General features: G+C 72.4%; 25 protein-coding genes. 11 read left to right on the top strand and 14 right to left on the bottom strand.

Going from position 1 to position 25,116, the window contains the following annotated elements:
- Nucleotides 1–23: 23 nt before the first annotated feature.
- Together ACIA8L_RS17235 and ACIA8L_RS17230 are read left to right on the top strand one after the other, a co-directional pair.
- Nucleotides 24–410, top strand: coding sequence for a DUF6394 family protein (locus ACIA8L_RS17235; protein WP_395905374.1), 387 nt, complete (start codon nt 24–26; stop codon nt 408–410).
- On the top strand, nt 407–2,185 hold the full coding sequence (locus tag ACIA8L_RS17230; RefSeq protein ID WP_395905372.1) for a potassium channel family protein: 1,779 nt from the start codon (nt 407–409) through the stop codon (nt 2,183–2,185). Before ACIA8L_RS17235 ends, ACIA8L_RS17230 begins: the two co-directional genes overlap by 4 nt.
- Nucleotides 2,186–2,196: 11 nt before the next feature.
- Here ACIA8L_RS17230 and ACIA8L_RS17225 read toward each other — a convergent pair whose 3' ends face one another.
- Both ACIA8L_RS17225 and ACIA8L_RS17220 read right to left on the bottom strand, forming a co-directional pair.
- Nucleotides 2,197–2,700: a DUF3291 domain-containing protein gene (locus ACIA8L_RS17225; protein WP_395905370.1), complete on the bottom strand. Its 504-nt coding sequence runs from the start codon at nt 2,698–2,700 to the stop codon at nt 2,197–2,199.
- Nucleotides 2,701–2,704: 4 nt separating this feature from the next.
- Nucleotides 2,705–6,160, bottom strand: coding sequence for a tetratricopeptide repeat protein (locus ACIA8L_RS17220; RefSeq protein WP_395905368.1), 3,456 nt, complete (start codon nt 6,158–6,160; stop codon nt 2,705–2,707).
- Between the two features lie 167 nt (nt 6,161–6,327).
- Between ACIA8L_RS17220 and ACIA8L_RS17215 the strand changes: the two genes are divergently transcribed.
- From ACIA8L_RS17215 to ACIA8L_RS17200, 4 genes are read left to right on the top strand one after another with little or no spacing between them, the layout of a single operon-like run.
- A complete protein-coding gene (locus ACIA8L_RS17215; protein ID WP_395905366.1) occupies nt 6,328–7,482 on the top strand; it encodes an FAD-dependent monooxygenase in 1,155 nt (384 codons plus the stop codon).
- Between the two features lie 33 nt (nt 7,483–7,515).
- Nucleotides 7,516–8,208 (top strand): SDR family oxidoreductase, encoded by a 693-nt coding sequence (locus ACIA8L_RS17210; protein WP_395905364.1) that lies wholly within the window; start codon nt 7,516–7,518, stop codon nt 8,206–8,208.
- Nucleotides 8,205–9,260 (top strand): sigma-70 family RNA polymerase sigma factor, encoded by a 1,056-nt coding sequence (locus ACIA8L_RS17205; RefSeq protein WP_395905362.1) that lies wholly within the window; start codon nt 8,205–8,207, stop codon nt 9,258–9,260. Before ACIA8L_RS17210 ends, ACIA8L_RS17205 begins: the two co-directional genes overlap by 4 nt.
- A 51-nt stretch (nt 9,261–9,311) precedes the next feature.
- Entirely contained in the window at nt 9,312–9,905 is a 594-nt protein-coding gene (locus ACIA8L_RS17200) for a TetR-like C-terminal domain-containing protein (protein ID WP_395905361.1), read from the top strand.
- On the opposite strand, the gene ACIA8L_RS17195 is transcribed toward ACIA8L_RS17200, so the two are convergent.
- Nucleotides 9,844–10,611 (bottom strand): hypothetical protein, encoded by a 768-nt coding sequence (locus ACIA8L_RS17195; protein ID WP_395905359.1) that lies wholly within the window; start codon nt 10,609–10,611, stop codon nt 9,844–9,846. The two genes, ACIA8L_RS17200 and ACIA8L_RS17195, sit on opposite strands and share 62 nt — an antisense overlap.
- Before the next feature lie 84 nt (nt 10,612–10,695).
- Here ACIA8L_RS17195 and ACIA8L_RS17190 point away from each other — a divergent pair, with 84 nt between their 5' ends.
- Nucleotides 10,696–11,130, top strand: a complete 435-nt coding sequence (locus tag ACIA8L_RS17190; RefSeq protein WP_395905357.1) for a cupin domain-containing protein — start codon at nt 10,696–10,698, stop codon at nt 11,128–11,130.
- Between the two features lie 208 nt (nt 11,131–11,338).
- Nucleotides 11,339–13,306 carry a discoidin domain-containing protein gene (locus ACIA8L_RS17185; RefSeq protein WP_395905355.1) on the top strand — a complete coding sequence of 656 codons (1,968 nt, stop codon included), beginning with the start codon at nt 11,339–11,341 and terminating at the stop codon, nt 13,304–13,306.
- Here ACIA8L_RS17185 and ACIA8L_RS17180 read toward each other — a convergent pair.
- The gene (locus ACIA8L_RS17180; protein ID WP_395905353.1) at nt 13,294–13,902 is read right to left on the bottom strand and encodes a hypothetical protein; all 609 of its coding nucleotides are present in this window, start codon (nt 13,900–13,902) and stop codon (nt 13,294–13,296) included. The genes ACIA8L_RS17185 and ACIA8L_RS17180 overlap by 13 nt on opposite strands.
- 62 nt (nt 13,903–13,964) lie before the next feature.
- Nucleotides 13,965–14,318 (bottom strand): hypothetical protein, encoded by a 354-nt coding sequence (locus ACIA8L_RS17175; protein ID WP_395905351.1) that lies wholly within the window; start codon nt 14,316–14,318, stop codon nt 13,965–13,967.
- 126 nt (nt 14,319–14,444) lie between these two features.
- Between ACIA8L_RS17175 and ACIA8L_RS17170 the strand changes: the two genes are divergently transcribed.
- Nucleotides 14,445–15,383 (top strand): hypothetical protein, encoded by a 939-nt coding sequence (locus tag ACIA8L_RS17170; RefSeq protein WP_395905349.1) that lies wholly within the window; start codon nt 14,445–14,447, stop codon nt 15,381–15,383.
- Between the two features lie 61 nt (nt 15,384–15,444).
- On the opposite strand, the gene ACIA8L_RS17165 is transcribed toward ACIA8L_RS17170, so the two are convergent.
- From ACIA8L_RS17165 to ACIA8L_RS17125, 9 genes are all read right to left on the bottom strand, one after another.
- Complete coding sequence (locus ACIA8L_RS17165) at nt 15,445–16,506, bottom strand: sugar ABC transporter substrate-binding protein (RefSeq protein WP_395905347.1); 1,062 nt, start codon at nt 16,504–16,506, stop codon at nt 15,445–15,447.
- Between the two features lie 12 nt (nt 16,507–16,518).
- Nucleotides 16,519–18,123 (bottom strand): methyl-accepting chemotaxis protein, encoded by a 1,605-nt coding sequence (locus ACIA8L_RS17160; RefSeq protein WP_395905345.1) that lies wholly within the window; start codon nt 18,121–18,123, stop codon nt 16,519–16,521.
- A 189-nt stretch (nt 18,124–18,312) separates the two neighbouring features.
- Nucleotides 18,313–18,984, bottom strand: coding sequence for a FadR/GntR family transcriptional regulator (locus ACIA8L_RS17155; protein WP_395905344.1), 672 nt, complete (start codon nt 18,982–18,984; stop codon nt 18,313–18,315).
- Nucleotides 18,975–19,799, bottom strand: a complete 825-nt coding sequence (locus ACIA8L_RS17150; RefSeq protein ID WP_395905342.1) for an amidohydrolase family protein — start codon at nt 19,797–19,799, stop codon at nt 18,975–18,977. The genes ACIA8L_RS17155 and ACIA8L_RS17150 overlap by 10 nt, the downstream gene beginning before the upstream one ends.
- Nucleotides 19,796–20,737, bottom strand: a complete 942-nt coding sequence (locus tag ACIA8L_RS17145) for an aldo/keto reductase (protein ID WP_395905340.1) — start codon at nt 20,735–20,737, stop codon at nt 19,796–19,798. The genes ACIA8L_RS17150 and ACIA8L_RS17145 overlap by 4 nt, the downstream gene beginning before the upstream one ends.
- A complete protein-coding gene (locus ACIA8L_RS17140; RefSeq protein WP_395905338.1) occupies nt 20,734–21,489 on the bottom strand; it encodes an SDR family NAD(P)-dependent oxidoreductase in 756 nt (251 codons plus the stop codon). The genes ACIA8L_RS17145 and ACIA8L_RS17140 overlap by 4 nt, the downstream gene beginning before the upstream one ends.
- A 90-nt stretch (nt 21,490–21,579) precedes the next feature.
- Complete coding sequence (locus ACIA8L_RS17135; protein ID WP_395905336.1) at nt 21,580–22,275, bottom strand: siderophore-interacting protein; 696 nt, start codon at nt 22,273–22,275, stop codon at nt 21,580–21,582.
- Between the two features lie 104 nt (nt 22,276–22,379).
- Nucleotides 22,380–23,375, bottom strand: coding sequence for a hypothetical protein (locus ACIA8L_RS17130; protein ID WP_395905334.1), 996 nt, complete (start codon nt 23,373–23,375; stop codon nt 22,380–22,382).
- 83 nt (nt 23,376–23,458) lie between these two features.
- Nucleotides 23,459–23,662 carry a hypothetical protein gene (locus tag ACIA8L_RS17125; protein ID WP_395905332.1) on the bottom strand — a complete coding sequence of 68 codons (204 nt, stop codon included), beginning with the start codon at nt 23,660–23,662 and terminating at the stop codon, nt 23,459–23,461.
- A gap of 171 nt (nt 23,663–23,833) precedes the next feature.
- Here ACIA8L_RS17125 and ACIA8L_RS17120 point away from each other — a divergent pair, with 171 nt between their 5' ends.
- Nucleotides 23,834–24,688 (top strand): aldo/keto reductase, encoded by an 855-nt coding sequence (locus tag ACIA8L_RS17120; RefSeq protein WP_395905330.1) that lies wholly within the window; start codon nt 23,834–23,836, stop codon nt 24,686–24,688.
- 76 nt (nt 24,689–24,764) lie between these two features.
- Complete coding sequence (locus ACIA8L_RS17115; protein ID WP_395905328.1) at nt 24,765–25,115, top strand: YciI family protein; 351 nt, start codon at nt 24,765–24,767, stop codon at nt 25,113–25,115.
- The last annotated feature ends 1 nt before the right edge of the window (nt 25,116 follow it).

The following is a 25,116-nucleotide window of genomic DNA, read 5'->3' as shown; positions in this document are numbered from 1 at the left end:
CTGTCCGAGCGGCGGGAGCGCGTATGAGCATGGAAAAAGTGGTCTTCGGGTTTTTTGTCTTACTCGCGGCCACCTTGAACTTCGGGTTCTTCATCGGTGACATCGACAACCCATCGCTGCACAACGAGTACGAGCTGTTCGCGGCGGTCGTGGTCAACCTGATCGCCACGGTCCTGAAGTTCGGCGACCGGACCCAGATCGGCGCGGTGCACCTGGCCACCAGCCTCGTCGCCGATCTGCAGCTGATCGCGGCCACCATCGCCTGGGCCTACGCCACGCAGGTGTCGTCGGCGGGCCTGGACTCGGCGGCGACCGCCGGTGTCGTCTCGCTCTCCGGCGGCGCCCTGCTCGCCAACGTGGTTTCGGTCATCCTGCTGGTCGTCGAGACCATCTCCTTCCAGCGGAAATGAGCCGCCCGCGGGAAGTGCGCCGATGGGTCCGCTCGGCGTTGTCCAACCAGGGGCCGCCCACGGTCTTCCTCGTCCTGCGCCGGATGCGGTTGCCGCTCATCCTGCTGATCGGCATCTTCGCGGTCAGCGTGCTCGGCCTCACGCTGATCCCGGGCCAGGACCCGGCGGGCCGGCCCGTGCGCATGGGCATCTTCGACGCGTTCTACTTCATGAGCTACACGGCGACCACGATCGGCTACGGCGAGATCCCCTACCCGTTCACCGGCGCCCAGCGGCTGTGGGTGACCGCCACCATCTACCTCACGGTGATCGGCTGGGCCTACGCGATCGGCTCGCTGCTGACGCTCCTGCAGGACCGCGCGTTCCGGCAGGTGCTGGCCCAGCAGCGGTTCACCCGCACGGTGGCCCGGATGCGCGAACCGTTCCTGCTGATCGCCGGCTACGGCCAGACCGGGCAGCTCCTCGGCCGCTCGTTCGACCTGCTCGGCCGCCGGTTCGTGGCGATCGACCCCAACAGTGAGCGGGTCGACGCCCTGGACATCGACCCGTATCACGCCGACATGCCCGGGCTGGTCGGCGACGCCCGCAACCCGCAGATTCTCGAGAGCGCCGGGCTCGGCCACCCGTACTGCGAGGGGGTCGTGGCGGTCACCGACGACGACGAGGTCAACCTGGCCGTGACCATGGCCGCGGCGCTGCTGCGCCCGGAGCTGCCGGTGCTGGCCCGCACGGTCGCGCCGTCGATCGAGCACCGGATGGCGGCGTTCGGCTCGCCGCGGGTGGTGAACCCGTTCGACCGCTACGGCGACCATCTGCGCATCGCGATGCACGCCCCCGCGACCTACCAGCTGATGTCCTGGCTGGAGAGCGGCCCCGGAGCGGACCTGCCGGAGCGGGGCTCGCCGCCGCGGGAGGGCCGGTGGGTGGTGTGCGGATACGGCCGGTTCGGCCGGAAACTCGCCGACGACCTGCTCGCCGCCGGCCTCGAGGTGACCGCGATCGACCCCGTGGCGCCGGACCCCGACCACGCGGACGGGCCGCACCGGCCGGTGATCATGGTCGGGGACGCGTCCGAGCCGGCCGTGATGGCCCGGGCCGACCTGGCCGACGCCGTCGGGTTCGTGGCCGGCACCGACAACGACACCACCAACCTGTCCCTGGTCGCCGCGGCCCGCCTGATCAACCCCGGCCTGTTCGTGGCGTCGCGGCAGAACCGGCCCGAGGCCGCGCCCCTGTTCGCGGCCATGGACATCGACTCGCTGCTGGTGCCGGCCGAGCTGACCGCACGCGAGATCTACGCACAGGTCAGCACGCCGCTGCTGTGGCGTTTCCTGCGCGAGCTGCCCGGGCTCGGCGACGCGTGGGCGGAGGAGATGATCGCCCGGCTGCACCGCCACTGCGGGAGCCGGCTGCAGGCACTGTGGACGACGACCATGGACCGGCGGGAGGCGCCGGCGATCGTGCCGTGGCTGGATTCGGGCCCGGAGTCGCTCGGTGAACTGCTCCGCGACCGCGAGGACCGAGACCGCCGCCTCGACATCGTGCCGCTGCTGATCCAGCGCGGCGACGAGGCCACCCTGGGACCCGCCGACGATTTCGTGCTCGCGCCCGGCGACCGGATCCTGTTCGCGGGCGAGCCCCGGGACCGCCGCGCGCTGCTGGAGGCCCTGCACATCGAGTACGTCAGCGAGTATGTCCTGACCGGCCGGCGCGTCCCGGCGAGCGCGGTCTGGCGCCTGCTGACCCGCACCCAGCTGAGCAACCCGCGCCGCTAGTTCACGCCTACCTACACGCGATCCGCACCACTGCGGTTGGGTCCCCGCCCGGACCGATCCCGCACCGCCACCCGCGTGCCGTCGGCCTCGAACCGCCGCCGCAGCGAAAACGCCCGCGGCGACGCCCCTTCCCGCCGCAACACCCGCAGCCGGGCCCGCGCCGCGTCCAGCCCGGGCCGCTCGTCGTCGGCGACCCACCACAGTGCGGTGCTCGGCTGCGGCGTCGGCAGAAACCACTCGCCCCGCCGCCGCACCAGCCCGCCGTGGTGGCTGCGGTAGACGAACTGGTGCAGCGCCTCGTACGACGTCCACACCGAAACGTTCACGACCAGCCACCCGTCGACCGCATCCGCACACGTCGGCACGTGCCCACCGGCCCCGTGCAGTCGCCAGACGAACCCGGGACTGCCCTCCGCGAGCCGATACACCGGCTCGACGGCCGCCATGAACCCCGCCATGACCGCATCCTCCGGCCCGCCCCGCATCCGCGCCACGTTGACCTGCGCTAACCGCACCGCCTCAGCCTAAGGGTGCGCCACGCGGGCCGCCTACCGGCGCGGGGCTGTGCGCCGCGGCTGCGTGCTCATCGGTGGCGGCGCGGGCCTGGCGGAGCAGGGCGTCGGTCCGGGCCGCGCCGGCCCGGTAGCCGGTCTTCTCGTGGACCGCCGCGGCCCGCTCGCCGACCTGGACGGCCCACCACGGGCGGCCGCGGGCGAGGTGGACGGCGGCGAGGCCGGTCAGGGCGGCGCCCTCGTGCTGGTGGAAGCCCGCCCGCTGGGTCAGCGTCACCGCGCGCATGATGTCCGCGAGGGCCTGGTCGAGGTGGCCGAGGTGCAGCTGGGCGGCGGCGATGCCGATGAGCGCCTCCGCCTCCGGCAGCTGCTCGCCGGTCTCCCGGGCCATCGTCAGCGCCCGGCGGTGGCTGTCGACCGAGGCGGCGCAATGGCCTTGCGCGTCCTGCACGGTCCCGAGCACGTTCAGCGCGTCGATCTCCAGCCGGAGCATGTCGGTGCCCTTGGCCTGCTCGAGCGCGGCCCGGGCCAGTTCGAGGGCCCGGTCGAGACGGCCGGCGTCGCGGTGGGTGGCGGCGAGGGTGCGCAGGTTGGCGGCCTCGTTGCCGCGGCCGCCGAGTTCGCGGTGCCGGGCCAGGGCCAGGTCGAGGTGCTCGACCGCCTCGTCGAGCCGGCCGAGGAGCTGGCACACCTCGCCGAGGTTGCCCAGGATGTTGGCCTCGCTGCTGCGGGCGCCCGTCCGGCGGGCGAGGGTGAGGGCCTCCGCGAAGTGCCCGGCGGCCCGCTCCAGCTGCCCGGCCTGCATCCGGACCAGGCCGAGGTTGCCGAGGCTGACGGCCTGCCCGGCCAGCCAGCCGGTGCGCCGGTTGAGCTCCAGCGCGGCCGCGATCTGGTCGCCGGCGGCCCGCAGGTTGCCCTGCTGCCAGTGGACCGCGCCGAGGTTGCCGAGGATGCTCGCCTCGCACTGCGCCCAGCCGGTGCGCCGCGCGGCCGTCAGGGCCCGGTTGAAGTGCTCGACGGCCAGGTCGTGGCGGCTGCGGCGCCAGTGGGCGTCGGCGATGCTGAGGTGGCTGACCGCCTGGGCCGGCCCGTCGCCGGCGTCGATGGCGGCGGCGAGGCCGGTGGTGGCGACGGTCAGCCAGTCGATGGTGTGCATGCTCAGGTGGAAGTATCCGCGCAGGGCGTCGGCCAGCAGCCAGGTGCTCGGCCGCGGACCGTGCCGGATCGCCGCGACCAGGTTCGGCCGCTCCGCTTCCACCCACTGCAGAGCCTGTGCGGGCTCGGCGAAACCGGGCACCGGCTCCGGGAGCCCGCTCGGAAGGGGCAGCCGGAGCTTCTCCGGGTAGAGCAGCCGGGCGGCCGCGTCGAGCCCGGCCAGGTAGTGGTCGAACAGCCGGCCCAGCGCGGCCTGCCGGTCGTCCGGGCCGTCCTGCGCGGCGCACCGGTCGTGGGCGTAGAGCCGCAGCAGGTCGTGCACGGCGAACCGCCCCCGGTCGTACTGCTCCAGCAGATGCGCCCGCGCCAGTCGCTCCAGCACCGCGCCGACGCTCACCGGCTCGCCACCGGCGAGCGCGGCCGCCGCGGCCGCCGTGAAGTCGGGCCCGGGAACCAGACCGAGCAGCCGGAACAGCCGCCGGGCCGGTGGCGGCAGCGCGGCGTAGGACAGGTCCAGCGCGGCCTCCACCGCCGTCTGCCGGTCGCCCTCGATCCGCAGCGCCGTCAGCCGGTCGCCGCCCCGCAGCTCCGCGACGTATTCGCGGACCGTGCGGTGCGGGTCGCACACCAGGTTGGCCGCGGCGATCCGCAGTGCGAGCGGCAACGCGCCGCAGAGCGCGACGAGGTCGTCGACGACGGCCGGGTCCTCGGCCCGCAGCCGCTGCGCGCCGACGATCCGGCCGAGCAGCGCGCGGGCTTCCGCGGCCGCCAGCACGTCGAGGACCAGCAGCTGCGCGCCTTCGCGGGCGACCAGGCCGGCGAGGCGGTCGCGGCTGGTCACGAGGGCCAGGCAGCCGACGCCGCCGGGCAGCAGCGGGCGCACCTGCTCGGCGTCGCGGGCGTTGTCGAGCACGACGAGGATGCGGCGGTCGGCCAGGAGCGTGCGGTACACCCCGGCCGCCTCTTCGACCTCCAGGGGCACCTCGTCCAGTGGCGTCCCGAGCGCGTGGAGGAGCCGGGCGAGCACCTCGATCGGCTCCAGCGGGGCGCCTTGGGCGTAGCCGCGCAGGTTGACGTACAGCTGGCCGTCCGGGAACCGCTCCTGCACCCGGTGCGCCCAGTGCATCACCAGCGCCGTCTTGCCGATCCCGGCGGTGCCCGCGATCGCCACGACACCACCACCGCCGCCGGCCAGCCGGTCGTCCAGGCTGCGCAGCGCGTCGACCCGGCCGGTGAAGGTCGCCACATCGGCCAGGAGCTGGCCCGGGACGGCCACCTGGGTGGCCTTGACCGACATGGCCGGCCGCGGCCCCGCCCGCAGCACCTGCAGCTGTGCGGACCGCAGCTCTTCACCGGGCTCGACCCCGAGCTCCTCGGCCAGCCGGGACCGGGCGTCGGCCAGCACCCGCAGCGCCTCGGCCCGCTCACCGCCGGCCGCGAGCAGCAGAGCCAGCCGCGCGTGCAGGCCCTCGTGCAACGGCTCATCGAAAACGATCGAAAGCAGCCGTGGTACTGCGGCCGGCCCGCCATCCCCGGCGAGCGCCAGATCCGCGTAGGTCAGTGCCGCGTCCACCCGGCGGCGCCCGAGCGCGACGGCGGTCCGGTGCTGCCGCAGCCGTGGGTCGGCCCCGGCCAGCACCGGCCCGCGCCAGCAGTCCAGCGCCTCCGCGAGTCGCTCCCGCACGGCCGCGGCGGTGTCGGTGGCGGCCGCGCGGGCGTGGCCGAGCAGTTCGTCGAAGCGCACCACGTCCAGCCCGGCGGCGTCGAGGTCCAGCCGGTAGCCGCCCGGCGCCAGCCGCACCGTCCCCGCGGCCCCGCGCCGCCGCCGGTCCGGCTCGAGCAGCCGGCGCAGCTGCCCGATGTACCCGTGAATCAGGTTCTGGCAGCTGCGGGGCGGCCGGTCCCACAGGACGTCGACGATCTCGTCGCGGGGGACCGCCTGCCGGGCGTGCATGGCCAGCAGGCCGAGCAGGCCGCGCAGCATCGGCGAGCCGACCTCCACCGGCCCGTCCGCCCGGCGCACCGACAGGGCCCCGAGCACACCGATCCGCAAGCCCGGCTCCGCGACCGGCCCGTCGCCGGTCAGCGCCGAGCGCAGCGCGTCCCGGTCGGCCGCCGAGAGCAGCAGCGCGTCGGCCAGCCGCCGCACCGACTCGGCCCGCGGCCGCCGGACCCGATCGTGCTCGATGTCGCGCAGGGCGCGCACGCTCAGCCCGGCCCGGCGGGCGAGCTCCTGCTGGTCGACGCCGGCGCGGAGCCGGTGCCGGCGCAGGAGTGCACCGAGCCCTGATGCGCTGCGCGGATGCATGGCAGACGTCCCCCGTAGCGGTAATCAGGCCCCCGAATGCCCGACCACCGCTCGCGATTCTGCCGGAGATATCCGTCGATGTCGACCGACGGCGGCGGGCGCCGCACGGTCACGGCTGTCAGCGGACTGGTCGTGGGTTGTCAGCGGCGGCGGTCATGGTCGGGGGCATGAAGCACACCACGGTCCTCATCTCCGGCGCCAGCATCGCCGGCCCGGCCCTCGCGTTCTGGCTCGCGCGGTACGGCTACGACGTCACCGTCGTCGAGCGGGCTCCCCAGCTGCGGCTCGGCGGCCAAGCGGTCGACTTCAAGGGCGCGACCCACCGTACGGTCCTGGACCGCATGGGCCTGCTGGACGCGGTGCGGGAACGGCAGACCGGTGGCCACGACCAGACCATCATCGACGAGCACGGCAAGTCACTGGCGGTCATCCCCGGCGAGTTCACCGGCGGCGAGATCGAGATCTCCCGGGGCGACCTCGCTTCGCTGTTGTACTCCCGGACGGCCGGCCACTGCGAGTACGTCTTCGGGGACTCCGTCACGTCGCTGACCGAGACCGGCGACAAGGTGCACGTGACGTTCGCCGGCTCCGCCCCACGGTCGTTCGACCTGGTGGTGGGGGCCGACGGCATCCACTCCAACGTGCGGCGGCTGGCCTACGGCCCCGAGCCCGACTACGTCACGTTCCTGGGCCACTACTACGCGCTGGTCACACTCGGCGCCGGCCCCGGCGGCACCGGCGACGACGAGGCGGTGATGTACAACGAGCCGGGCCGGATGGTCGCGCTCGGCGGCCCCAAGGCGCCCGCGTTCTTCGTGTTCCGCTCGCCGGAGCGGCAGTACGACCGCTACGACCCGGAGGCCGCCAAGCGCATCCTGCGCGACGCCTACCGCGGCGGCCGCTGGCGCGTCCCGGAGATCCTCGACCGGCTCGACGGCGCCGACGACGTGTACCTCGACTCCCTCAGCCGCTCGCAGGTGCCGTCCTACTCCAAGGGCCGGGTCGCGCTGCTCGGCGACGCCGCCTACGGCAACACGCTCGGCGGCTTCGGCACGGGACTGGCCGTGGTCGGCGCCTACGTCCTGGCCGGCGAGCTGCGGGCCGCGAACGGCGACTTCCGCACGGCGTTCGCGGCCTACGAGTCCGCGTTCCGCGGATACGCCAAGATCTCCAAGCAGGGCAGCGCCGGCCCGTTCCTCGCACCCGGCAGCCGGGCCCGCATGACGATGCGCAACTGGACGTTCCAGTCGCCGTGGCTGCTGCGGATGATGCTCAAGATGACCGACAACTTCGCGAACGACATCGAGCTCAAGCAGTACTGACAAATTCTTGTGCGGTTCGGTGTCTGTATCGGCATGACTGTGCAACCGACTGCCGTCGTGACCGGCGGCACACGTGGGTTCGGGCCGGGTATCGCCGCGGCGCTCGCGAACGCCGGCTACACCACCATCACGATCGCCCGGGGCGGCGGCGCGGACATCACCGCCGACGCCGCCACGCCCGGGCTGGCCGAACGGGTCCTCGCCGAGCACGCGCCCGCGGTCGTGGTGCTCAACGCGGGCGCCGTGCCGGACATCAGGCCGGTGCACGAGCAGACGTGGGAGACGTTCTCGGCACCGTGGGAGGTCGACGTGCGGCAGGCGTTCGAGTGGTGCCGGGCCGCCCTGCGCACGCCGCTCGCACCGGGCGGGGTGGTGGTGCTGATGTCGAGCGGGGCGGCCCTGGGCGGCTCGCCCCGCAGCGGCGGGTATGCGGGGGCCAAGGCGATGGTGCGGTTCGTCGCGCGTTACGCCGACGAGGAGGCGGCCCGGCTCGGCCTCGGCATCCGGTTCGTGGCGCTGCTGCCGGGCCTCTCCCCCGGCACCGGCGTCGGCGACGCGGGTGCGCGCGCGTACTCGGCCCGGCAGGGCATCTCGGTGGAGGAGTTCACGACCCGCCTGGGGCCGGTGGTGACGCCGGAGGTGGCGGGCGAGGCGGTGCTGGCGGCGCTCAAGGACCCGAACGGCGCGTACACGGTCGCCGCCACCGGCCTGGAAGTGCTGCAATGACCGTCATGAACGTGCTGGAGCGGGCCCAAGGCGGCGACACGGGGGCGTTCGCCGAGCTCGTCGAGCCGTTCCGGCGGGAGCTGTACGTCCACTGCTACCGCATGCTCGGCTCCGTCCAGGACGCCGAGGACGTGCTGCAGGAGACCTTGACCTCGGCCTGGCGCGGGCTCGGCGGGTTCGCGGGGCGGGCGTCGGTGCGCACGTGGCTCTACCGCATCGCGACGAACCGCTGCCTCAACTGGCTGCGGGACACCACCCGGGCGCGCACCCCGGCGACCGGTGCGTCCGGGCCCGGCGGTGCCTCCGGGCCGGCCGGTACTTCCAGGCCGGGTGGTGCCTCCGGGGCCGGGGCCGGAGGTGGGGTCGGGGTCGATCTGCCCGAGCCGACCCGCACCGGTGAGCCGATCTGGCTGCAGCCGATTCCCGACGCGCTGCTCGAAGGCCTGCCCGACGACACGCCGGGGCCGGAGGCGCGCTACGAGCGGCGGGAGGCCGTCTCGCTCGCGTTCGTGGCGGCGGTGCAGTCGCTGCCCCCGCGGCAGCGCGCGGTCCTGCTGCTCCGCGACGTCCTCGGCTATCGCGCCGCCGAGACCGCGGAGCTGCTCGACATGACCGAGCACGCGGCCAACGCGCTGCTGAGACGGGCCCGGTCGGTCTCGTTCGAGCGGGCCGAGGCGGGGCCGCCGTCGCCGCGCCAGCGCCTGGCCGCGGCCCGGTTCGCCGACGCCATCGAGGCCGGCGACGTGGACACGATGGTCACCCTGCTCACCGACGACGCGTGGCTGACGATGCCGCCGGCGCCGTTCGAATACCAGGGGCACGCGGCGATCGCGGGCTTCTTCCGGCACGTGGGGCTGGCCGACGGCCGGCGGCGCTACACGCTCGTCCCGGTGGGCGCGAACTGGCAACCGGCCTACGGCTGCTACGTGTCGGGCCACGCGCAGGGCCTGCTGGTGGTGACGATGCGGGGCGAGCTGGTGTCGGCGTTCACGCGGTTCCTGGACAACGCCACGCTGCCGCACTTCGGCCTGCCCCGCCGGCTGTGCCCTTGACGCCTTAGGCTAACAACATTAGCTTCGAAGCTATGACAGTGAGCCAAACCGGTGCCTAGGGCCGGCCTCAACCCGGACGCCGTCGTGGACGCGGCGGTCCGGGTCGTCGACGCGGGCGGGCCCGAGGCGCTGACCCTGGCCGCGGTCGCCGCGCAGTGCGGCGTCGCGACGCCTTCGCTGTACAAGCACGTGACCGGGCTGCCAGAGCTGCGGGCGCTGCTCACCGCCCGCATCTACGACCAGCTGACGGACACGGTGGTCGCGGCCGTCGTCGGCCGCGGCGGCGACGAGGCGCTCGAGGAGATGATGCTGGCCTATCAGCGATACGCCGTCCGGCATCCCCACCGCTATGCGTTCGCGCCCCAGCGCCCCAGCGCCGAGCCGGTGGTCGCGAAGGCCGCCGGCCGGTTCCTCGACGTGGTCCTCGCCGTCCTCAACGGCTACGACCTCACTGCCGAGCAGGCCATACACGCGACCCGCGTCCTGCGGGCCGCGATGCACGGCTTCGCCGTCCTGCACAGCACCTTCGAAATGAGCGAGGACGTCGAGACCACGCAGCGCATCCTGATCGAGACGATGAAATCTATTCGTGCGGCAGCAAGAACCGCCAGTTCAGCTGGGCGCGGCGGCCGTCGGGGAGCTTGAAGACCGGCCACTGCGGCTGCTCCGGGTGCGGCACGGCCCGCATGAGGGCGCGGGCCTGCCGGTCGCGCAGGTCCAGCTGGGTCAGGAACTCGTCCTTGCGGAACCGCGGCACCGGCACGCCGATCGGCCACGGCGGCACGGCGGTGGTCGGCTGGGCGGCGTCGAGCAGCACGACGACGGCGCGGATCGCGTCCGGGTGGAACGCGCTGCCGGTGCCGCTGACCCGGTCGCGCAGCTGGGTCAGGTGGTCGAGCAGCGAGTAGGCCGGCGTCGGGTACGCCCGGTCGCGCCGCGTCTCCTCGAGGCCCTCGAACGACAGGCTGAACCGGCGGCCGTTCGCGCGGGCCGTGAACACCGTCGACGGCAGGTCCGCGATCATCGGCGCACCCGGGCGGCGACGGCCGTTCGCCGGGTCGCGCAGCACCGTGGTGGCGTGATTGCGCAGCGAGCGCACCTCGCTCTGGCCGATCCGCATGCGCTTCGCGGCGTCCGCGATGAGCACCCCGTCGTCGTAGGCGACCAGCCGCGGCGCCCGCAGCGCGGTCCAGCCCGCCGGCACGAACCCGCCGACCAGCTCCCACGTCAGCATGGGCCGCGCCGGGCGGCCGTGCTCGGGGTCGGTCGCGGCGATCGCGGCGGCGGCGCCCCCGACGGCGGTCGTGACGCCGACGGCCCCGGCCGCCAGCAGCAAGCTCCTGCGGTTCATGATGTCGAAGCTCCCGTCCGGTCCGGGCCTCGTGCCCGGCCACTGCCCTCTGTAACGACAATTCGGACAAAAGGACCCGCGACGATGACCGATCAAGAATCCGCGTCGACTGATCACTGGCACGCGCCGCTGCGGCACATCCGGGGCGCCGAACTGAGCGGTGACACCCGGCAGACCGCCGGCATGACCCGCCTGGAAGCGATCTCCGGCCGGACCGTCGGCTCCGAGAAGCTCTGGATGGGCCGCACCCACGTCGCCCCGGCGACGAACTCCGGCGACCACCATCACGGCGAGGCAGAGACCGCGATCTACGTCGTGTCGGGCCACCCCGTGTTCGTCTTCGCCGAGGGGTCCGCCGAAACACGTCTGGAAACCCAGCCGGGCGACTACATCTTCGTGCCGCCGTACGTGCCCCACCGCGAGGAGAACCCCGGGGACGAGGAGGCGATCGTCGTCATCGCACGCAGTACCCAGGAAGGCATTGTCGTGAATCTTCCGAGTTTGTGGACCGTCGACTAACGACGAACGCAGCAGAAGTTCGTCGCAAACTTGCGGTAGTCACATCGAAGTATTGCGTTGGGAGCGCGGCCCCTGGCAGGATCTCACGCCAGAAGCCGACAACGACCAGCGCCGCCAACCACGCGCCCCCACCCGCGTGAGCTGCTCATGCCGGTGTGCGGACCCCCGCCCAGGGTCCGTTCCCCCGCCGTGCCCGAGGAGTCCACCCATGGGAGTTTCCCGCCGCTCCGTCATCGCCACCTCGATAGCCGCCAGCGCCGCCGCGGCGGTCCCGATCGCCCTGAACGCCGGTGTGTCCGAGGCCGCCAGCGCGCCCGGCGACGTCGTCGGCAAGGTCACCGTCGGCTACCAGGGCTGGTTCGCCGCCCCCGGTGACGGCGCCCCGATCAACGGCTGGTGGCACTACAGCCCCAACTGGTCGCAGCCGCCGGCCCCGGGCGCGTGCTCGATCACGTGCTGGCCGGACATGCGCGACTTCACGAAGGGCTACCGCACCAACTTCGCCAATCTCGGCAACGGCCAGCCGGCGAACCTGTTCTCGTCCTATGACCAGCAGACCGTGGACACCCATTTCCGCTGGATGCAGCAGAACGGCTGCGACACCGCGGGGCTGCAGCGGTTCAACCCCAACGGCGGCGAGGGCGCGACCCGCGACGCGATGGCGCAGAAGGTGCGCCAGGCCGCGGAGACCTACGGCCGCAAGTTCTACATCATGTACGACGTCACCTGGTGGCTGACGATGCAGAACGAGATCAAGGCCGACTGGACGAACAAGATGTCCGCGCATGTCGCTTCCAGTGCGTACGCGCGGCAGAACGGCAAGCCCGTCGTCTGCATCTGGGGATTCGGCTTCAACGACGACGGCCGCCCGTTCGCGCCGGCCGCGTGCCTCGACGTCATCGCCTGGTTCAAGGGCCAGGGCTGCTACGTGATCGGGGGCGTGCCGACGCACTGGCGGCTCGGCACGGACGACTCGCGGGCCGGATTCATCGACGTGTACCACGCCTTCGACATGGTCTCCCCGTGGATGGTCGGCCGGATCAGCGACAACGCCGGCGCCGACTGGTTCTACCAGAACCGCGTGCTCGGCGACCTGAGCGACCTCAACGCCCGCGGCATCGACTACCAGCCGTGCGTCATCCCCGGCGACCTCGCGTCCGGCCACCGCCGCCACGGCGAGCTGATGTGGCGCCAGTTCTACAACCACACCCGGGCGGGCGTGAAGAGCGCGTACATCTCCATGTTCGACGAGTTCAACGAGGGCAACCAGATCGCGAAGACGGCCGAGAGCGCGGCCTGGCAGCCCACCAACTCCGGCATGCGCGCGCTCGACGAGGACGGCACGCCCTGCTCGTCCGACTACTACCTGCGCCTGACGAACGACGGCGGCCGGATGCTCAAGGGCCAGATCGGGCTGACCGAGACGCGTTTCACGGTCCCGTTCCCGACCGGGCCGGACCAGAGCGCACCGTCGGTCCCCGGCACCCTCCGCGTGACCGGCACGACCGACACGACGGTCGCGCTGGCGTGGAACGCATCCACCGACAACATCGGCGTCGCGGGCTATCGCATCAGCCGGGTCACAGGAGCGACAAGCAGCGTCATCGGTACTACAACCACGCTCGCCTTCACCGCGAGTGGCTTGAGCGCCTCCACGCAGTACACCTTCACGGTCTCGGCCTATGATGCGGCCGGCAACGCCTCCGGCGCCTCGAACGCGGTCACGGCGACGACGACGGCCCCGCCGAACAACACCACGAACCTGGCCGCCGGCCGCCCGACGGCGGAGAGCAGTCACACCCAGACGTACGCCAGCGGCAACGTGGTCGACGGCAACACGGGCACCTATTGGGAGAGCGCCAACAACGCGTGGCCGCAGTGGCTGCAGGTCGACCTCGGCAGTGCCGTCGCCACCCGCCGGATCGTCCTGACGCTGCCGCCGCAGTCGTCGTGGGCCACGCGCACCCAGACACTGTCGGTGAGCGGCAGTACGAACGGCACCAGCTTCACGGCGATCGCGGGCTCCCAGGGGTACACCTTCAACCCGGCCTCCGGCAACACCGTCACGATCACCTTCCCGGCCACCGTCACCACCCGCTACCTGCGCCTGACGTTCACCGCCAACACGGGCTGGCCGGCCGGCCAGGTCTCGGAGTTCCGCGTCTACAACGGCTGACCGTCGCCAAGACGTCCGCGCACCGGTCGCCGCCGAAGGCCGACGCGCGGATACGGTCGTGCCGTTCCCGGATCCGACGCCGACGCTTCCGGGAACGGCACGACCCCTGGCCGCCGCAGCGCGCGTATCGCGAGCGCCATGTGCACCCCGGCCGCGATCCCGAGCCCGAATCGCGCCGCCGCCGCGAACGGCCGCTCGGGCCACTCCGCCCGGTCGGCCAGGAGGATCCCGAGCGGCAGCTTCCAGGCGTTCCAGGCGAAGAGGAACCCGGACCCGATCCAGGTCAGCACCATCGGCACCGTCCCCCGCCCGAGCAGCAGCACCCCGGCCGCGGCCGCGAACGCCCACAAAGCGTCATTGGCCAGTTGCAGGCGCCCGAGCGGGTCGCGGAACTCCGGATGCCCGATGCCGAGGTGTCCGCCGAGCGCCCAATAGGCGCTCACCACGCCGAACAGCACCGCCGCCGCGGCCGCCGCCCGAGCGATCCGCGGCCGCCGCGCCGGGGCGAACGCTTCCGGGAAACGTTCGCGCATGTACAGCGGCAAGGCGTATGGCACGAAAGCGGCCGCGCCCCCGTAGGCGAATGCCTTCCGCATGGCCATCAGTCTCGCCATCGACCGCTGTGACCGTGCTGAGGGCGTCCGGGCGGTCGCGGCGCTCAGCGCAGGTGGTCCTCGATCTGCTGGGCCAGCCGGGCGGCGCTGTCGCGGACCTGTCGGCGGTAGCCGATGAAGAGGCGGTTGGCCAGCGGCACGGCCCAGGCGCCGCGGGCGGCGATGTTGTAGACGCGGTAGACGACGGTGCTGTGCTCGCCCGCGGGTTCGGCGCTGATCTCGCCGCGATACCACCAGTGGCCCTGGAAGCCGGCCACGCCGGGCCGGTGATCGACGTCGACGTATGCGCGCCGCTCGGGGCCGAGGAAGGCGCTGACCACCCAGCCGTCGTCGATCAGCGGCCGCACCCGCTCGACCGGCGCCGCGACCGGCGCGGAGGCTTCGAACAGCAGCTTCACGGTTCCTCCCGCAACACAGTCTCGACGTCGGCGATCCCGGGCGGCGGCCCGTCGCCGTTCGCGCTGTTGCAGCTTGCCACAGCAAGGCCAGGTTCGGGGGCCGGCGGAGGCGGGTAGGGTTCGGGCGTGGGAGCACTTGCGCAGGTGGGGCGGGGTTACGCGGCGGAGCTGGACGTCCCGTTGCTGGATGGGCGGCTTTCCGTGTCGTTGCCGGCCGGGGCGCGGGCGGAGGCGCGGGCGCAGTCGCTGATGGGGACGGCGGCGTCCGGGGCGACCGAGACCCGCGTGCTGTACGACCTGGACGGGGAGCGGCTGGTGCTGCTCGCGTCCGAGCTGTTCCGGGTCGTGCCCGGGGACCTGCGCGCGTCGATCGACGGCATCGCCGGGGCCTGGGAGCTGCCGGCCGGGCAGCATCTCGTGCCGCTGGAGACCGGGCCGGACACGATGGCCTACGGATACTTCCCGCTCGACTCCGGCCGGCCGGCGGTGCCCATCGCGGACGCGTTCGTGCGCACGCCCGAGTCGGCGATCGTGCGCATCCAGCTGTTCGTCTCGCCCAACGCCGCCGACGACCGCGAGGGCCTGACCGCGCTCGCCACCGAGATCCTGCGGACGGTCCGGCCCGGCGAGCGGCGACTCGACGCGCACGCCGGGAGCCGGTCGCTGATCGGGCTCGACGGTGAGACGCTGCTGACCGTCGACGTGCGGGCCGGGTGGGTGGCGCACCAGGAAGCGGGCCTGTCGTTCGTCGTGCTGCGCCTGTTCCGGCTCACACCGCTCGGCGGGCCGTTCGCCTCGGTGACGCTCTACCGCGGCAGCGCGCCCAACCTCATCCACCAGCGCTTCCCGGCCGACGCGGTCACCCGCTCCGGCGGGCGGCTGCTCGGGCTGCCGACGGACTGGGTCCACGTGCACACCGGCATCGGCGGGACGTCGGCCGTGCACATGCGGGAAGCACTGGTCGAGGACGGGCACGGCCAGTTCGTGCACGCCCTGGCCGAAACCGACGAGCCGGTGTTCGAAGGCGAGCTCGACGCGCTGCTGGGCTCGATCAAACGCGCATAACAGCGAACACTCCTGGCCGGCGCGCGGCGCTGGCCGGCGCGCCGCCAACCGATGCGCGGCGCTAGACGATGCCGGCGGCGCGGCAGGCGTCCGCGTACTGGCCGGCGCAGAGCGCGCCCGGGGTCACGAAGCCGTCTTTCACGACGGTGGTCGCGATCGTGTCCTTCGTGACCGTCACCGGGTCCAGGAGGATCGACGGGACCTGGCCCGCGCCGTTGTCGACGTTGGCGGTCTCCGTCGGCTTCTTGCCGCGCAGCAGGTCGTTGGTCAGCGTCGCCGCGGTTTCGGCCTCGGCGCGGATCGCCTTGTACACGGTCATGTACTGGTCGCCGACGAGGATCCGTTGCAGCGCCGCCGTCTCCGCGTCCTGGCCGGTCACCGGAACCTGCGGCAGGCCGGCCGCCTTCATGGCCGCGATCGCCGCGCCCGCGGTGCCGTCGTTGGCCGCGTACACGCCGACGATCGTCCGGCCGCGCAGCGTCGGCAACACGCCCGCGGTCCAGGCCTTCGCGTTGTCCGGATTCCACTCGGCGGTGTCGGACTCGGCCGCGACCTTCACCTTGCCGTCCAGGCCCGCGTGCGCGCCCTGCTTGAACAGGGTCGCGTTGTTGTCCGTCGGCGAGCCGTTGATCCACAGGATCTCGCCCTGGGCCGCCTTGGTGCCCAGCGCCTGCAGGAGCGCCGCCGCCTGCAGCGCGCCGACCTTCGCGTTGTCGAACGAGATGTAGTAGTCGACGGCCGTCTTCAGGACCAGGCGGTCGTAGGAGATGACCGGCACGTTGCGGTTCTTGGCCTCGGTGACGATCTGGCCCGCCGCGACGCTGTCGACCGGGGTGAGGACGAGCACTTTCGCGCCCTGGTCCAACGCCTCTTTCGCCTGCTGCAACTGGGTTTGCGCGCTCTGCTCGGCGTTGCGGTAGTCGACCGTGCAGTCGGGGCAGAGCTCGGCGAGCTTCTGCGCGAAGTAGGGCTGATCGCCGGCCTCGTAACGGCTCGCTTTCCGCTCCGGCAGCAGCAGCGCCACCCGCGCGTCGAGGCCGTCGCCGGTGTCGGTCTCGAGCGTCGCAGTACACCCGGAAAGCAGCAGTGTCGTCGCAACGAGTGTCGCAAAAGCTTTGCGCATCAGAACATTTCCTCAGTACTTGAAGCGGGAGACGAGCACGCGCATCTCGGACGCCATCGAGGCGAGCTGGTCGACCGCCTCACCGGTGCTGGTGACACCCTGGTTGGTCAGTTCGGTCGCGTCGGCGACGCCCGCGATGGTGCCCGCGATCTCGGTCGAGCCGCTGGCCGCCGCGCCCACGCTCTCGCCCATGGAGCGGGCGGTGACCGCCTGCTCCTCGACCGCCGCCGCGATCGCGTTCTGATACTCGCTCATCTGCGCGATCACCTCCCCGATCTGCCCCATCGCGTTGACCGCGTCCTCGGTGTCGACCTGGATCGCCTGCACGCGCTTGCCGATGTCGTCGGTCGCCTGCGCGGTCTCCCGGGCCAGGTCCTTGACCTCCTGCGCGACGACCGCGAACCCTTTCCCGAACTCGCCCGCGCGGGCCGCCTCGATGGTGGCGTTCAGCGCCAGGAGGTTCGTCTGGCCGGCGATCGAGGTGATCACCTTCACGACCTCACCGATCTCGCTCGACGACGCGCCGAGCTTCCCGATCGTCTCGTTCGTGTTCGCCGCGATCGAAACCGCCGACGCGGTCACCGTCGCCGCCCGGGCGGTGTTGCGCGAGATCTCGTCGATCGCGTCGCCGAGCTCCGACGTGCTGCCGGCGACCGCGGCCACGTGCTCGCTGACCGCACCGGCGGCCCGGGCCACGTCACCGGCCTTGGTGTTGGCCGCCGTGGCACTGGTGTCGATCTGCCGGCTGATCGCGGTGAGCTCCTCGGCCGCCGCCGCCAGGGTGGCCGAGTTGTCGCCGAGCGACTTCACCGCCTCCCGGGTGCTCGCGGTGGCCGCGCCGAGCGCGCGGGCCATCTCGCCGACCTCGTCCCGCTGGGCCACCTCGGCCTCGGCGGTCAGGTCACCGGCCGCGACCGCGTTGAGGACCGCGTGCACGCGGCGGATCGGGCGGACGATGAGCCCGGTGAGGTACCGGCTGAGGACCATGGCCAGCAGCAGCCCCGCCACGAGCGCGGCGACCATGGCGATGCGGGCCGTGCGGTAGGCGCTCGCGGCCTCGTCGGCCCCGGCCCGGCCGCTGGTCTGTTCCAACGCCATCAGATCGGTCAGCGCGGCCATCGCGTTGCCGCCGACGGTCTCGCCGTCGCCGAGGTACGCCTGCTGGAAGCCGGCGTTGTCCCCGGCCTGGATCAGGGGGATGAACCGGTGGTCGCGGATGTTGCGGTAGGCGCCCCACCAGACCGTGAACCGGTTGAGGAGCTGGCGCTGCTTGACGTCGCGGATCGTCCCTCGGTAGGCGGCCACTTCGGCGTCGACCTGCTGCTCGGCCGCCGCGATGTCGTCGGTGAAGGCCTTGCTGGCCACCGGCCCGTTGGACAGGGCAAGATTGGCGACGTCGTTGCGCACGCGGAGGGCGGCCCGGTCCAGCGCGGCGAGGTGCGCGGCCGGCACGAGGTTCAGCTGATACAGCTCCGCGGCCCGGTCGTTGACCCGTTTCAGGCTCCATACGCCGACGCCCAGCACCACCGCGCCCACCAGGCACCCGACCAGCACGAGCAACATGAGCTTGCGTGCCATCGGCATGTCGGCCAGCAATCGCCTCTTGTCGGCAGCCACGCCACGCCCCTTAGCCCCATATTTCGCTCAGCGAACCGTCCGCCTCATCGGCGCCCCGACGCCGTTCCTGAGCAGTTGCACCGCGGCTCTGCGTCCGGTTGCCATGCACGACCACTCGGCACAGCCCGCGCACAGGCCGCAACCCCCACGGCGAGGGCACCGGCGACGTCGCAGGTCCGAGTCGGGTGGTTACAGGGCGCGGCGGAGCCATTGTTCGACGCCGGCCACGTGGATGGCGGCCCAGGAGCGGGCCAGGTCCGGCTCGCGGGAGGTGATCGCGTCGACGATCGCCTGGTGCTGTTCGCGGGTGCGGGCGGCGGCGCCCTCCTGGGTCAGGCCGCGCCAGATTCGGGCCCTGGTCGTCGGGCCGGAGAGGCCGTCGATGAGGGAACACAGCACGGCGTTGCCGGAGCCGGCGGCGATCAGGCGGTGGAACTCGAGGTCGTTGGCGACCAGGGCTTCGATGGTGGGGTCGGTGCCGAGCTCGTCCAGGACGGCCTGGAGTTTGGTCAGCTCGGCGTCGGTCATTTTGGTCGTGGCGAGTGCGGTGGCGGCCGGCTCCAGGATGCGGCGGACCTCCAGGAACTGCAGGACGGTGTCGTCGCGGTGGAAGTCGACGACGAAGCTCAGGGCGTCCAGGAGCAGGTTGGGCTCGAGGCTGGTGACGTAGGTGCCGTCGCCCTGGCGGACGTCGAGGACCCTGATCATCGACAGGGCCTTCACGGCTTCGCGCAGGGAGTTTCTGGACAGGCCGAGGCGTTCGGCCAGGTCGGCTTCCTTGGGCAGGCGGTCGCCCGGGCCCAGTTCGCCCGACGTGATCATGCCTTTGATCTTGTCGATCGCCTCGTCGGTCAGTGCCATTGTGCCCCCTGCGGCGACTGTACGCCCGCATCGCCGATCCGCAGGCCGTACGCCTCCACGGCCGTTGTGGTGAACACTTCCGGGAACGGGACCAGGGCCTGCACGGTGTGCAGGGCGTCGGCATAGGTTGTGGCGAGCGTGCACACCGGCCAGTCGGAACCCCACATCAGGCGGGCCGGGCCGAACAGTTCCAGCGCGGTCTCCACGTACGGTCGCACGTCGTCGACCTCGGTGAACAGCCCGGACAGCTTGGCCAGGACGTTCGGCGCAGCGGACAGGTCGGCGACGGCCGAGCGCCAGGCCGCGAACTCGTGCGGCTTGCCGAGATGGTCGAGGACGAAGCGGACGTCGGGGCAGGCGGCGGCCGCGCGGGCCGCGGACGGCAGCTGGTCCTGGCGGATGACCAGGTCGAAGACGAGACCGGCCCGGCCGTAGGCGCGCAGTCCGGCCCGTACGTCGTCGCGGTCCAGGTAGGTGGTGTCCTCGGCCTGGACCTGGGCGCGGAGACCGACGAGGTACTCGGACCCGGGCCGATCGCCGTACGCCTGGAAGCCGGGCCGGGCCGGGTCGTCCCAGGCCACGACGCCGGCGATCTCGGGTGTGGCCACCGCGTGCGCGAACAGCACGGCGGCCTCGCCGGGGTCGCAGCGGCCGCCTTCGACGAGCACTGTGTGCGTGACGGGCGTGGCCGACAGTTCGGCCCGCAGGTCGGCCGGTGAAAAGGTGCGGCGGATCGGGGCCAGCCCGGGCGCGTCCAGCCATTCGTAGCCGCCGCCGAGGTGCCACAGGTGGTGGTGCGCGTCGACCAGCGTCACAACAGACCTCGATCGTGCAGGGCCGCCCACAGTTGCGGGGGCGGCGGGGCGGCGAAGAGCGCGGCGTTGCGGGCCACCTGGGTGGCGTCGTCGGCGCCGAGCACCACGGTGCTGACGGACGGGTGGTGGGCCGGGAAGGCGACCGCCGCGGCGGGAAGGGTGGTGCCGAACTCGGTGCACACGGCGGCGATCGCGGTGGCTCGTTCGAGCAGGGCCGGTGGTGCGGCGCCGTACTCGTACGGCAGCCCGGCGGACGGCTCGTCCCGCGCCAGCAGGCCGCTGTTGAAGACGCCGGCCGCCAGGACCTCCACGCCCGCGGCGGCGCAGGCCGGCAGGAGCGATGCCGCGGCCGGCTGTTCCAGCAGCGTGTATCGGCCGGCGACCATCACCACGTCGGGCGTGCACTCCTCGACCACGCGGACCAGGATCGCGGCGTCTTTCGATCCGGCGCCGATCGCGTCGACCAGGCCCGATGCCCGCAGTTCGGCCAGGGCCGCGAACCCGGACCGCAGCGCACCCTCCGGTTCGAGCTCCGGATCGTGCAGGAGGGCGATGTCCACCCGGTCCAGGCCCAGGCGGGTCAGCGAGGATTCCAGGGACCGCAGGACGCCGTCGCGGCTGAAATCGACGACGCGGCGGTGCGTGGCCGGAACCGCGAATCCATCCTCGATATCGGAGCCTGGCGACAAGCCGGAGCCTGGAGATGCGATGGGTTCCAGGAGCCGGCCGACCTTGGTGCTGACGGTGAAGGATGCGCGCGGACGGGCCCGCAGCGACGTTCCCAGGCGGCGCTCGGACAGGCCCAGGCCGTAGTGGGGGGCGGTGTCGAAGTAGCGGATGCCGGCCGCCCACGCCGCGTCCACGATCGCCGCGGCGTCCTCGTCGGAGCGTTCGCGGTACAAATTCCCCAGCTGCGCGCAACCGAGGCCCAGGTTCACGGCTGGGGCCTGACCCGCAGGCCGTGCATGCCGCCGTCCACCGACAGGACCGCGCCCGTCGTGGCGCTGGCCAGGGGGCTGGCCAGGTAGGCGATCGCGTGCGCGACCTCGTCGGCGGAGACCAGGCGGCCGGTGGGCTGGCGGGCGTTGAGCGCGGCCAGTTCGGCGGCCGGGTCGGCGGCCTGGTCCAGGAGGCGGCGGATCCACGGGGTGTCGGCGGTGCCGGGGTTGACGCAGTTGACGCGGATGCCCTCGCGGACGTAGTCGGCGGCCATCGCGGCGGTGAGGGACTGGACGGCGCCCTTGGTCGCGCTGTAGAGGGCGCGGTCGGGCAGGCCGGCGTGCGCGGCGATCGAGCAGGTGTTGACGATCGCGGCGTGGGCGGATCGGCGCAGGTGCGGCAGGGCGGCCCGGGTGACGCGGACCATGCCGACGACGTTGACGTCGTAGACACGGTGCCATTCGGCGTCGTCGTTGCCCTCGACGGTGCCGATCGCGCCGATGCCGGCGTTGTTGACCAGGATGTCGATGCCGCCCAGGTGATCGGCGGCGGCGGTGACGGCGGCACGGACGGCGGCGTCGTCGGTCACGTCGGCGACGAAGCCGGTGATCTCCGCCGGCAGGTTGTCGGTGCGCAGGTCCAGCGCGGCGACGCGGGCGCCGCGGGCGGACAGGTGCGCGGCGGTGGCCAGGCCGATACCGGACCCGGCCCCCGTGACGACCGCGGTCAGACCGTCGAACTCTCCTGACACGAGACTCTCCCCAAACATCGGATGAATGCTGTCTATCAGCCGATGCAAGCCCGCCGCAAGGGTCAGCGACCGCGAAGAGGTCCGATGTCGCTACTCCATGCCGCGCTTCCCCGGCGTCCAGAACGGCTTGGTGAGCACCGACCGCCGCGGCCAGCCCCGGTCGTGGACGAGGTGCTGGCGCACGGCCTGCACGGTGCGGGCTTCCCCGGCGACATAAGCGTGCCCGGGTTCCTGCGGAAGATCCAGCGTTTGTACTGCCTTCAGCAGTCGCTGCGAGCTCGCCGCACTGGCCCCGGCGCGTTCGACCCAGGTCACGTCCCCGTCCAGGTCGAGCCGGTCGGCGGGGCCGTCGATCTCGACCACGGCCCGGCTCGCGGCCCGCTCGGCGGCCGGCAGTGCCCGCAGCATCGGCCCGAACGCGACGGACGCGGTCTCCTCGCCGACGAACAGGTGGTAGGCCGCGGGCCGGGTCACGAAGTCGCCCTTGGGCTTGCTGAGCAGCACCTCGTCCCCGGCCTGGGCGGCGCCCATCCAGACCGCGCCCGGGCCGTCGCCGTGCAGCAGCGCCTGCAGCTCGATGGTGTCGCCGGCGCGGCTCCACACCGAGTAGGTCCGCAGCAGCGGCGTCATAGCCCCCTTCGCGCCGACGTCGAGCCGGACCTGCTGACCCGGGCGCCAGTCCGCGGTCCCGAGGGCGGCGGCCCGCAGGCGCAGCCGGCGGAACCGGCCGGTGGTCTCGGCCTCGACCACCGTCGCCCGCACGAAGAGTCGTTCCCACAGCTTCATGCCGGGGACGCTAATGCATATCGCCGATATATCGGAACCTTCGCCCGGTGCATTGCGGCAATGCATAGAAAGCATCTCCGGCCTGGCGGACGCGGCCAAGCCGATCACTGACAAGGGCGGCCATAGTCGTACGGCAGGGCCTGCAGCCGCTCGACCGGGATGTCGCCGAGGATGAGGTACTTCTCCGCCCCGTCCGGCACCAGGTCGTCGGGGTCCATGAGCGCCGGGTACGGGTCCGGCTGCCCGGTCGCGAGCATCCACGGACGCGGATCCTCGGCGTAGGTGACGAGAGCGCCGGCCTTGTCGGTCAGGATCGCGCCGTACTCCTGCATCGCCCGCGCGATCATCCGCCCCACGGGACTGCGCACAGTGCTCACATCGAACATCGGGTCGAGGCGGAATCGCTGCCCCTCGCACGCGATGTCGGCACCCTCCGTGTTCCCGTCGTCGCGGGTCGCCGGCCACGAGTGGCAGCCTGCCCGCGTGCGGACGGTGGCGATGTTGACCGCGTGGTCGATGTACCCCCGCCGCAGCTCTTCGATCCTGATGGTGAACGCGCCCATCGGCAGGCCCGTCGCCGTGGCGCCGAGGGGGTTGGCGAAGATCCCGGGGTTGCGCGAGTAGTGCTCGATCTGGCCGCCCCAGCACGCCGACCAGTGCCCGTCGGGGGCCTGCTCGGCCCGCCAGAAGTCCCAGTACGTGTCGGTCGAGGGCTGGTAGATCGTCACCGCGGCGTCGGTGCCTCTGGACGGTGTGAGGTTCGCCGGGGTCGGGACGGCGGCCAGGCTGTCCGCGATGACCGGGGCGAGCTCGGGCTTGTCGAGGCAGTCGGAGAACGTCCATCGCTGCCGGGGCGTGTTGCGATCTACCCTGTAGATCGGCGTCGAGTACTCGTCGGTGTTGACCGCCCACGAGCCGTAGTTGTTCACCTTGTCGAGGCGGATGTTCTCCACGACCGCGGCGGAGTTGGCGGCCAGGCGCACGTTGCGCGGCAGCTTCGTGTTCCAGGGTCCGTGGGGCGAGAAGCCGTTGGCCGGATGGTGCACGACTGGGGGTACCAGACCCACGACAGCGGTCATCGCAAGAACGACGGCATGCATGCGCGGAGCGTAGGCATCACAACCGGTCCGGCCGCCGAATCGACGGCCGGACGCGGTGAACCCCAGGTGGGGCGTGAAAGTTCCTAGATGTCTTCGTCGAGCTGCGTGCCGCGGCGGGGGTCGGCGATGCTGCGGCCGTGGGAGTCGACCGCGCCGTCGTCGACGCGGCCGCCCTGGGCCTCACGGTGGGCGACGCTCTGCTGCCGCTCCGCCTCGAAGCGGGCGGCCTCCCGGGCCGAGGCCTCGGGGCTGTTGGGGTCGATGCCGGTGGGGTCATGCGCGTTCATGGTGCTCACTCCCAGTGTTCGCAGGAACGGGGACGGGCGGGCGGGGTCGGGCCACCATACCCAGGGTGATCTGCGCTAATCCAGAGCCGCGAGGGGCCGGATGCAAACGGACGTGGCTAGATTCGAAGGCGAGAGCACTTCTGTTGTACCTCCCTGAAGGAGACCTGACGCATGTCAGCACAGAGCAGCGCGGCGGACGCGGGCACGATCGACGTCGGCGGCGACCTGACCGTCAACCGGCTCGGCTTCGGCGCGATGCGGATCACCGGTGAGGGGATCTGGGGGCCGCCGCGCGACCGCGACGAGGCCGTTCGCGTCTTGCGCCGGACCGTTGAGCTGGGCGTGAACTTCATCGACACCGCCGACTCCTACGGGCCCGGCATCAGCGAGGAGCTCCTCGCCGAGGCCCTGCACCCCTACGCCGACGACCTGGTCATCGCCACCAAGGGCGGCCTCGTGCGGCCCGGCCCGGGCGTGTGGGAGCCCGACGGCCGCCCCGAGCACCTGCGTGAGGCCCTCGAGGGCAGCCTGCGCAAACTCCGGGTGGAGCAGATCGCGCTGTATCAGTACCACCGGCCCGACCCCAAGGTGCCGGTCGAGGAGTCCATCGGCGCGCTCGCCGAGCTCAAGGCCCAGGGCAAGATCCGGCACATCGGCGTGTCCAACTTCAACGAGGAGCAGCTGCGGATCGCGCAGCGGATCACCCCGATCGTGTCGATCCAGAACCGCTACAACGTCGACGACCGCGGCTCGGAGTCCCTGGTCGACCTGTGCGAGCAGGAGTCGATCGCGTTCCTGCCGTGGGCGCCGATCCAGAACCTCGACGGCAACGCCACGATCGAGGCGGTCGCGAAGAAGTACGAGGCCACGGCCCGCCAGATCGTCCTCGCGTGGCTCCTGGCCCGCTCGCCGTCGATCCTGCCGATCCCCGGGACCGGCTCCGTCGGGCACCTCGAGGACAACATCGCGGCCGCGGCGATCAAGCTGACGCCGCAGGAGGTCTCGGACATCACCAGAAACTCGTAGCGGCCGGCGTGTCGGATCCGGTGGCGCCCGTTCGAGGAGAGGTACGAAGGGTTTCCACCAGATCGGAGAGACACACATGCGCTACGTGATGCTGCTCGAGGCCGCCCAGCCGCCGACGCCCCCGCCCGCCGGGCTCATGGAGGCGATCATGCAGCTCGGCGAGGAGGCGACGGCGGCCGGGGCGCTGCTGGACAACGCCGGGCTCCTGCCGTCCGCGGCCGGGGCCCGGATCACCGTGACCGGCGGTGCACTGACCGTCACCGACGGGCCGTTCGCGGAGACCAAGGAGATGATCAGCTACGCGCTGTACTCGGTCCGCTCCAAGGAGGAGGCGGTCGAGTGGTGCTCGCGGTTCATGAAGGTCCACCGCGACCTGTGGCCCGAATGGGAAGGCACGTGCCGCATTCTGCAGGTGATGGAGTTCTAGC

It is taken from the genome of Dactylosporangium sp. NPDC051541 (assembly GCF_044454505.1).
GTDB lineage: Bacteria > Actinomycetota > Actinomycetes > Mycobacteriales > Micromonosporaceae > Dactylosporangium.
The sequence above is the reverse complement of the archived record's forward strand: the minus strand, read 5'-3'. Positions and strand labels throughout refer to the sequence as shown.

What these genes read in the sequence shown, in the direction of transcription:
- ACIA8L_RS17120 (WP_395905330.1), top strand. Translation starts at nt 23,834, where the DNA reads ATGTCAGCACAGAGCAGCGCGGCGGACGCGGGCACGATCGACGTCGGC.
- ACIA8L_RS17125 (WP_395905332.1), bottom strand. Translation starts at nt 23,662, where the DNA reads ATGAACGCGCATGACCCCACCGGCATCGACCCCAACAGCCCCGAGGCC.
- ACIA8L_RS17235 (WP_395905374.1), top strand. Translation starts at nt 24, where the DNA reads ATGAGCATGGAAAAAGTGGTCTTCGGGTTTTTTGTCTTACTCGCGGCC.
- ACIA8L_RS17215 (WP_395905366.1), top strand. Translation starts at nt 6,328, where the DNA reads ATGAAGCACACCACGGTCCTCATCTCCGGCGCCAGCATCGCCGGCCCG.
- ACIA8L_RS17115 (WP_395905328.1), top strand. Translation starts at nt 24,765, where the DNA reads ATGCGCTACGTGATGCTGCTCGAGGCCGCCCAGCCGCCGACGCCCCCG.
- ACIA8L_RS17135 (WP_395905336.1), bottom strand. Translation starts at nt 22,275, where the DNA reads ATGAAGCTGTGGGAACGACTCTTCGTGCGGGCGACGGTGGTCGAGGCC.
- ACIA8L_RS17165 (WP_395905347.1), bottom strand. Translation starts at nt 16,506, where the DNA reads ATGCGCAAAGCTTTTGCGACACTCGTTGCGACGACACTGCTGCTTTCC.
- ACIA8L_RS17130 (WP_395905334.1), bottom strand. Translation starts at nt 23,375, where the DNA reads ATGCATGCCGTCGTTCTTGCGATGACCGCTGTCGTGGGTCTGGTACCC.
- ACIA8L_RS17210 (WP_395905364.1), top strand. Translation starts at nt 7,516, where the DNA reads ATGACTGTGCAACCGACTGCCGTCGTGACCGGCGGCACACGTGGGTTC.
- ACIA8L_RS17230 (WP_395905372.1), top strand. Translation starts at nt 407, where the DNA reads ATGAGCCGCCCGCGGGAAGTGCGCCGATGGGTCCGCTCGGCGTTGTCC.
- ACIA8L_RS17220 (WP_395905368.1), bottom strand. Translation starts at nt 6,160, where the DNA reads ATGCATCCGCGCAGCGCATCAGGGCTCGGTGCACTCCTGCGCCGGCAC.
- ACIA8L_RS17155 (WP_395905344.1), bottom strand. Translation starts at nt 18,984, where the DNA reads ATGGCACTGACCGACGAGGCGATCGACAAGATCAAAGGCATGATCACG.
- ACIA8L_RS17180 (WP_395905353.1), bottom strand. Translation starts at nt 13,902, where the DNA reads ATGCGGAAGGCATTCGCCTACGGGGGCGCGGCCGCTTTCGTGCCATAC.
- ACIA8L_RS17195 (WP_395905359.1), bottom strand. Translation starts at nt 10,611, where the DNA reads ATGAACCGCAGGAGCTTGCTGCTGGCGGCCGGGGCCGTCGGCGTCACG.
- ACIA8L_RS17205 (WP_395905362.1), top strand. Translation starts at nt 8,205, where the DNA reads ATGACCGTCATGAACGTGCTGGAGCGGGCCCAAGGCGGCGACACGGGG.
- ACIA8L_RS17185 (WP_395905355.1), top strand. Translation starts at nt 11,339, where the DNA reads ATGGGAGTTTCCCGCCGCTCCGTCATCGCCACCTCGATAGCCGCCAGC.
- ACIA8L_RS17190 (WP_395905357.1), top strand. Translation starts at nt 10,696, where the DNA reads ATGACCGATCAAGAATCCGCGTCGACTGATCACTGGCACGCGCCGCTG.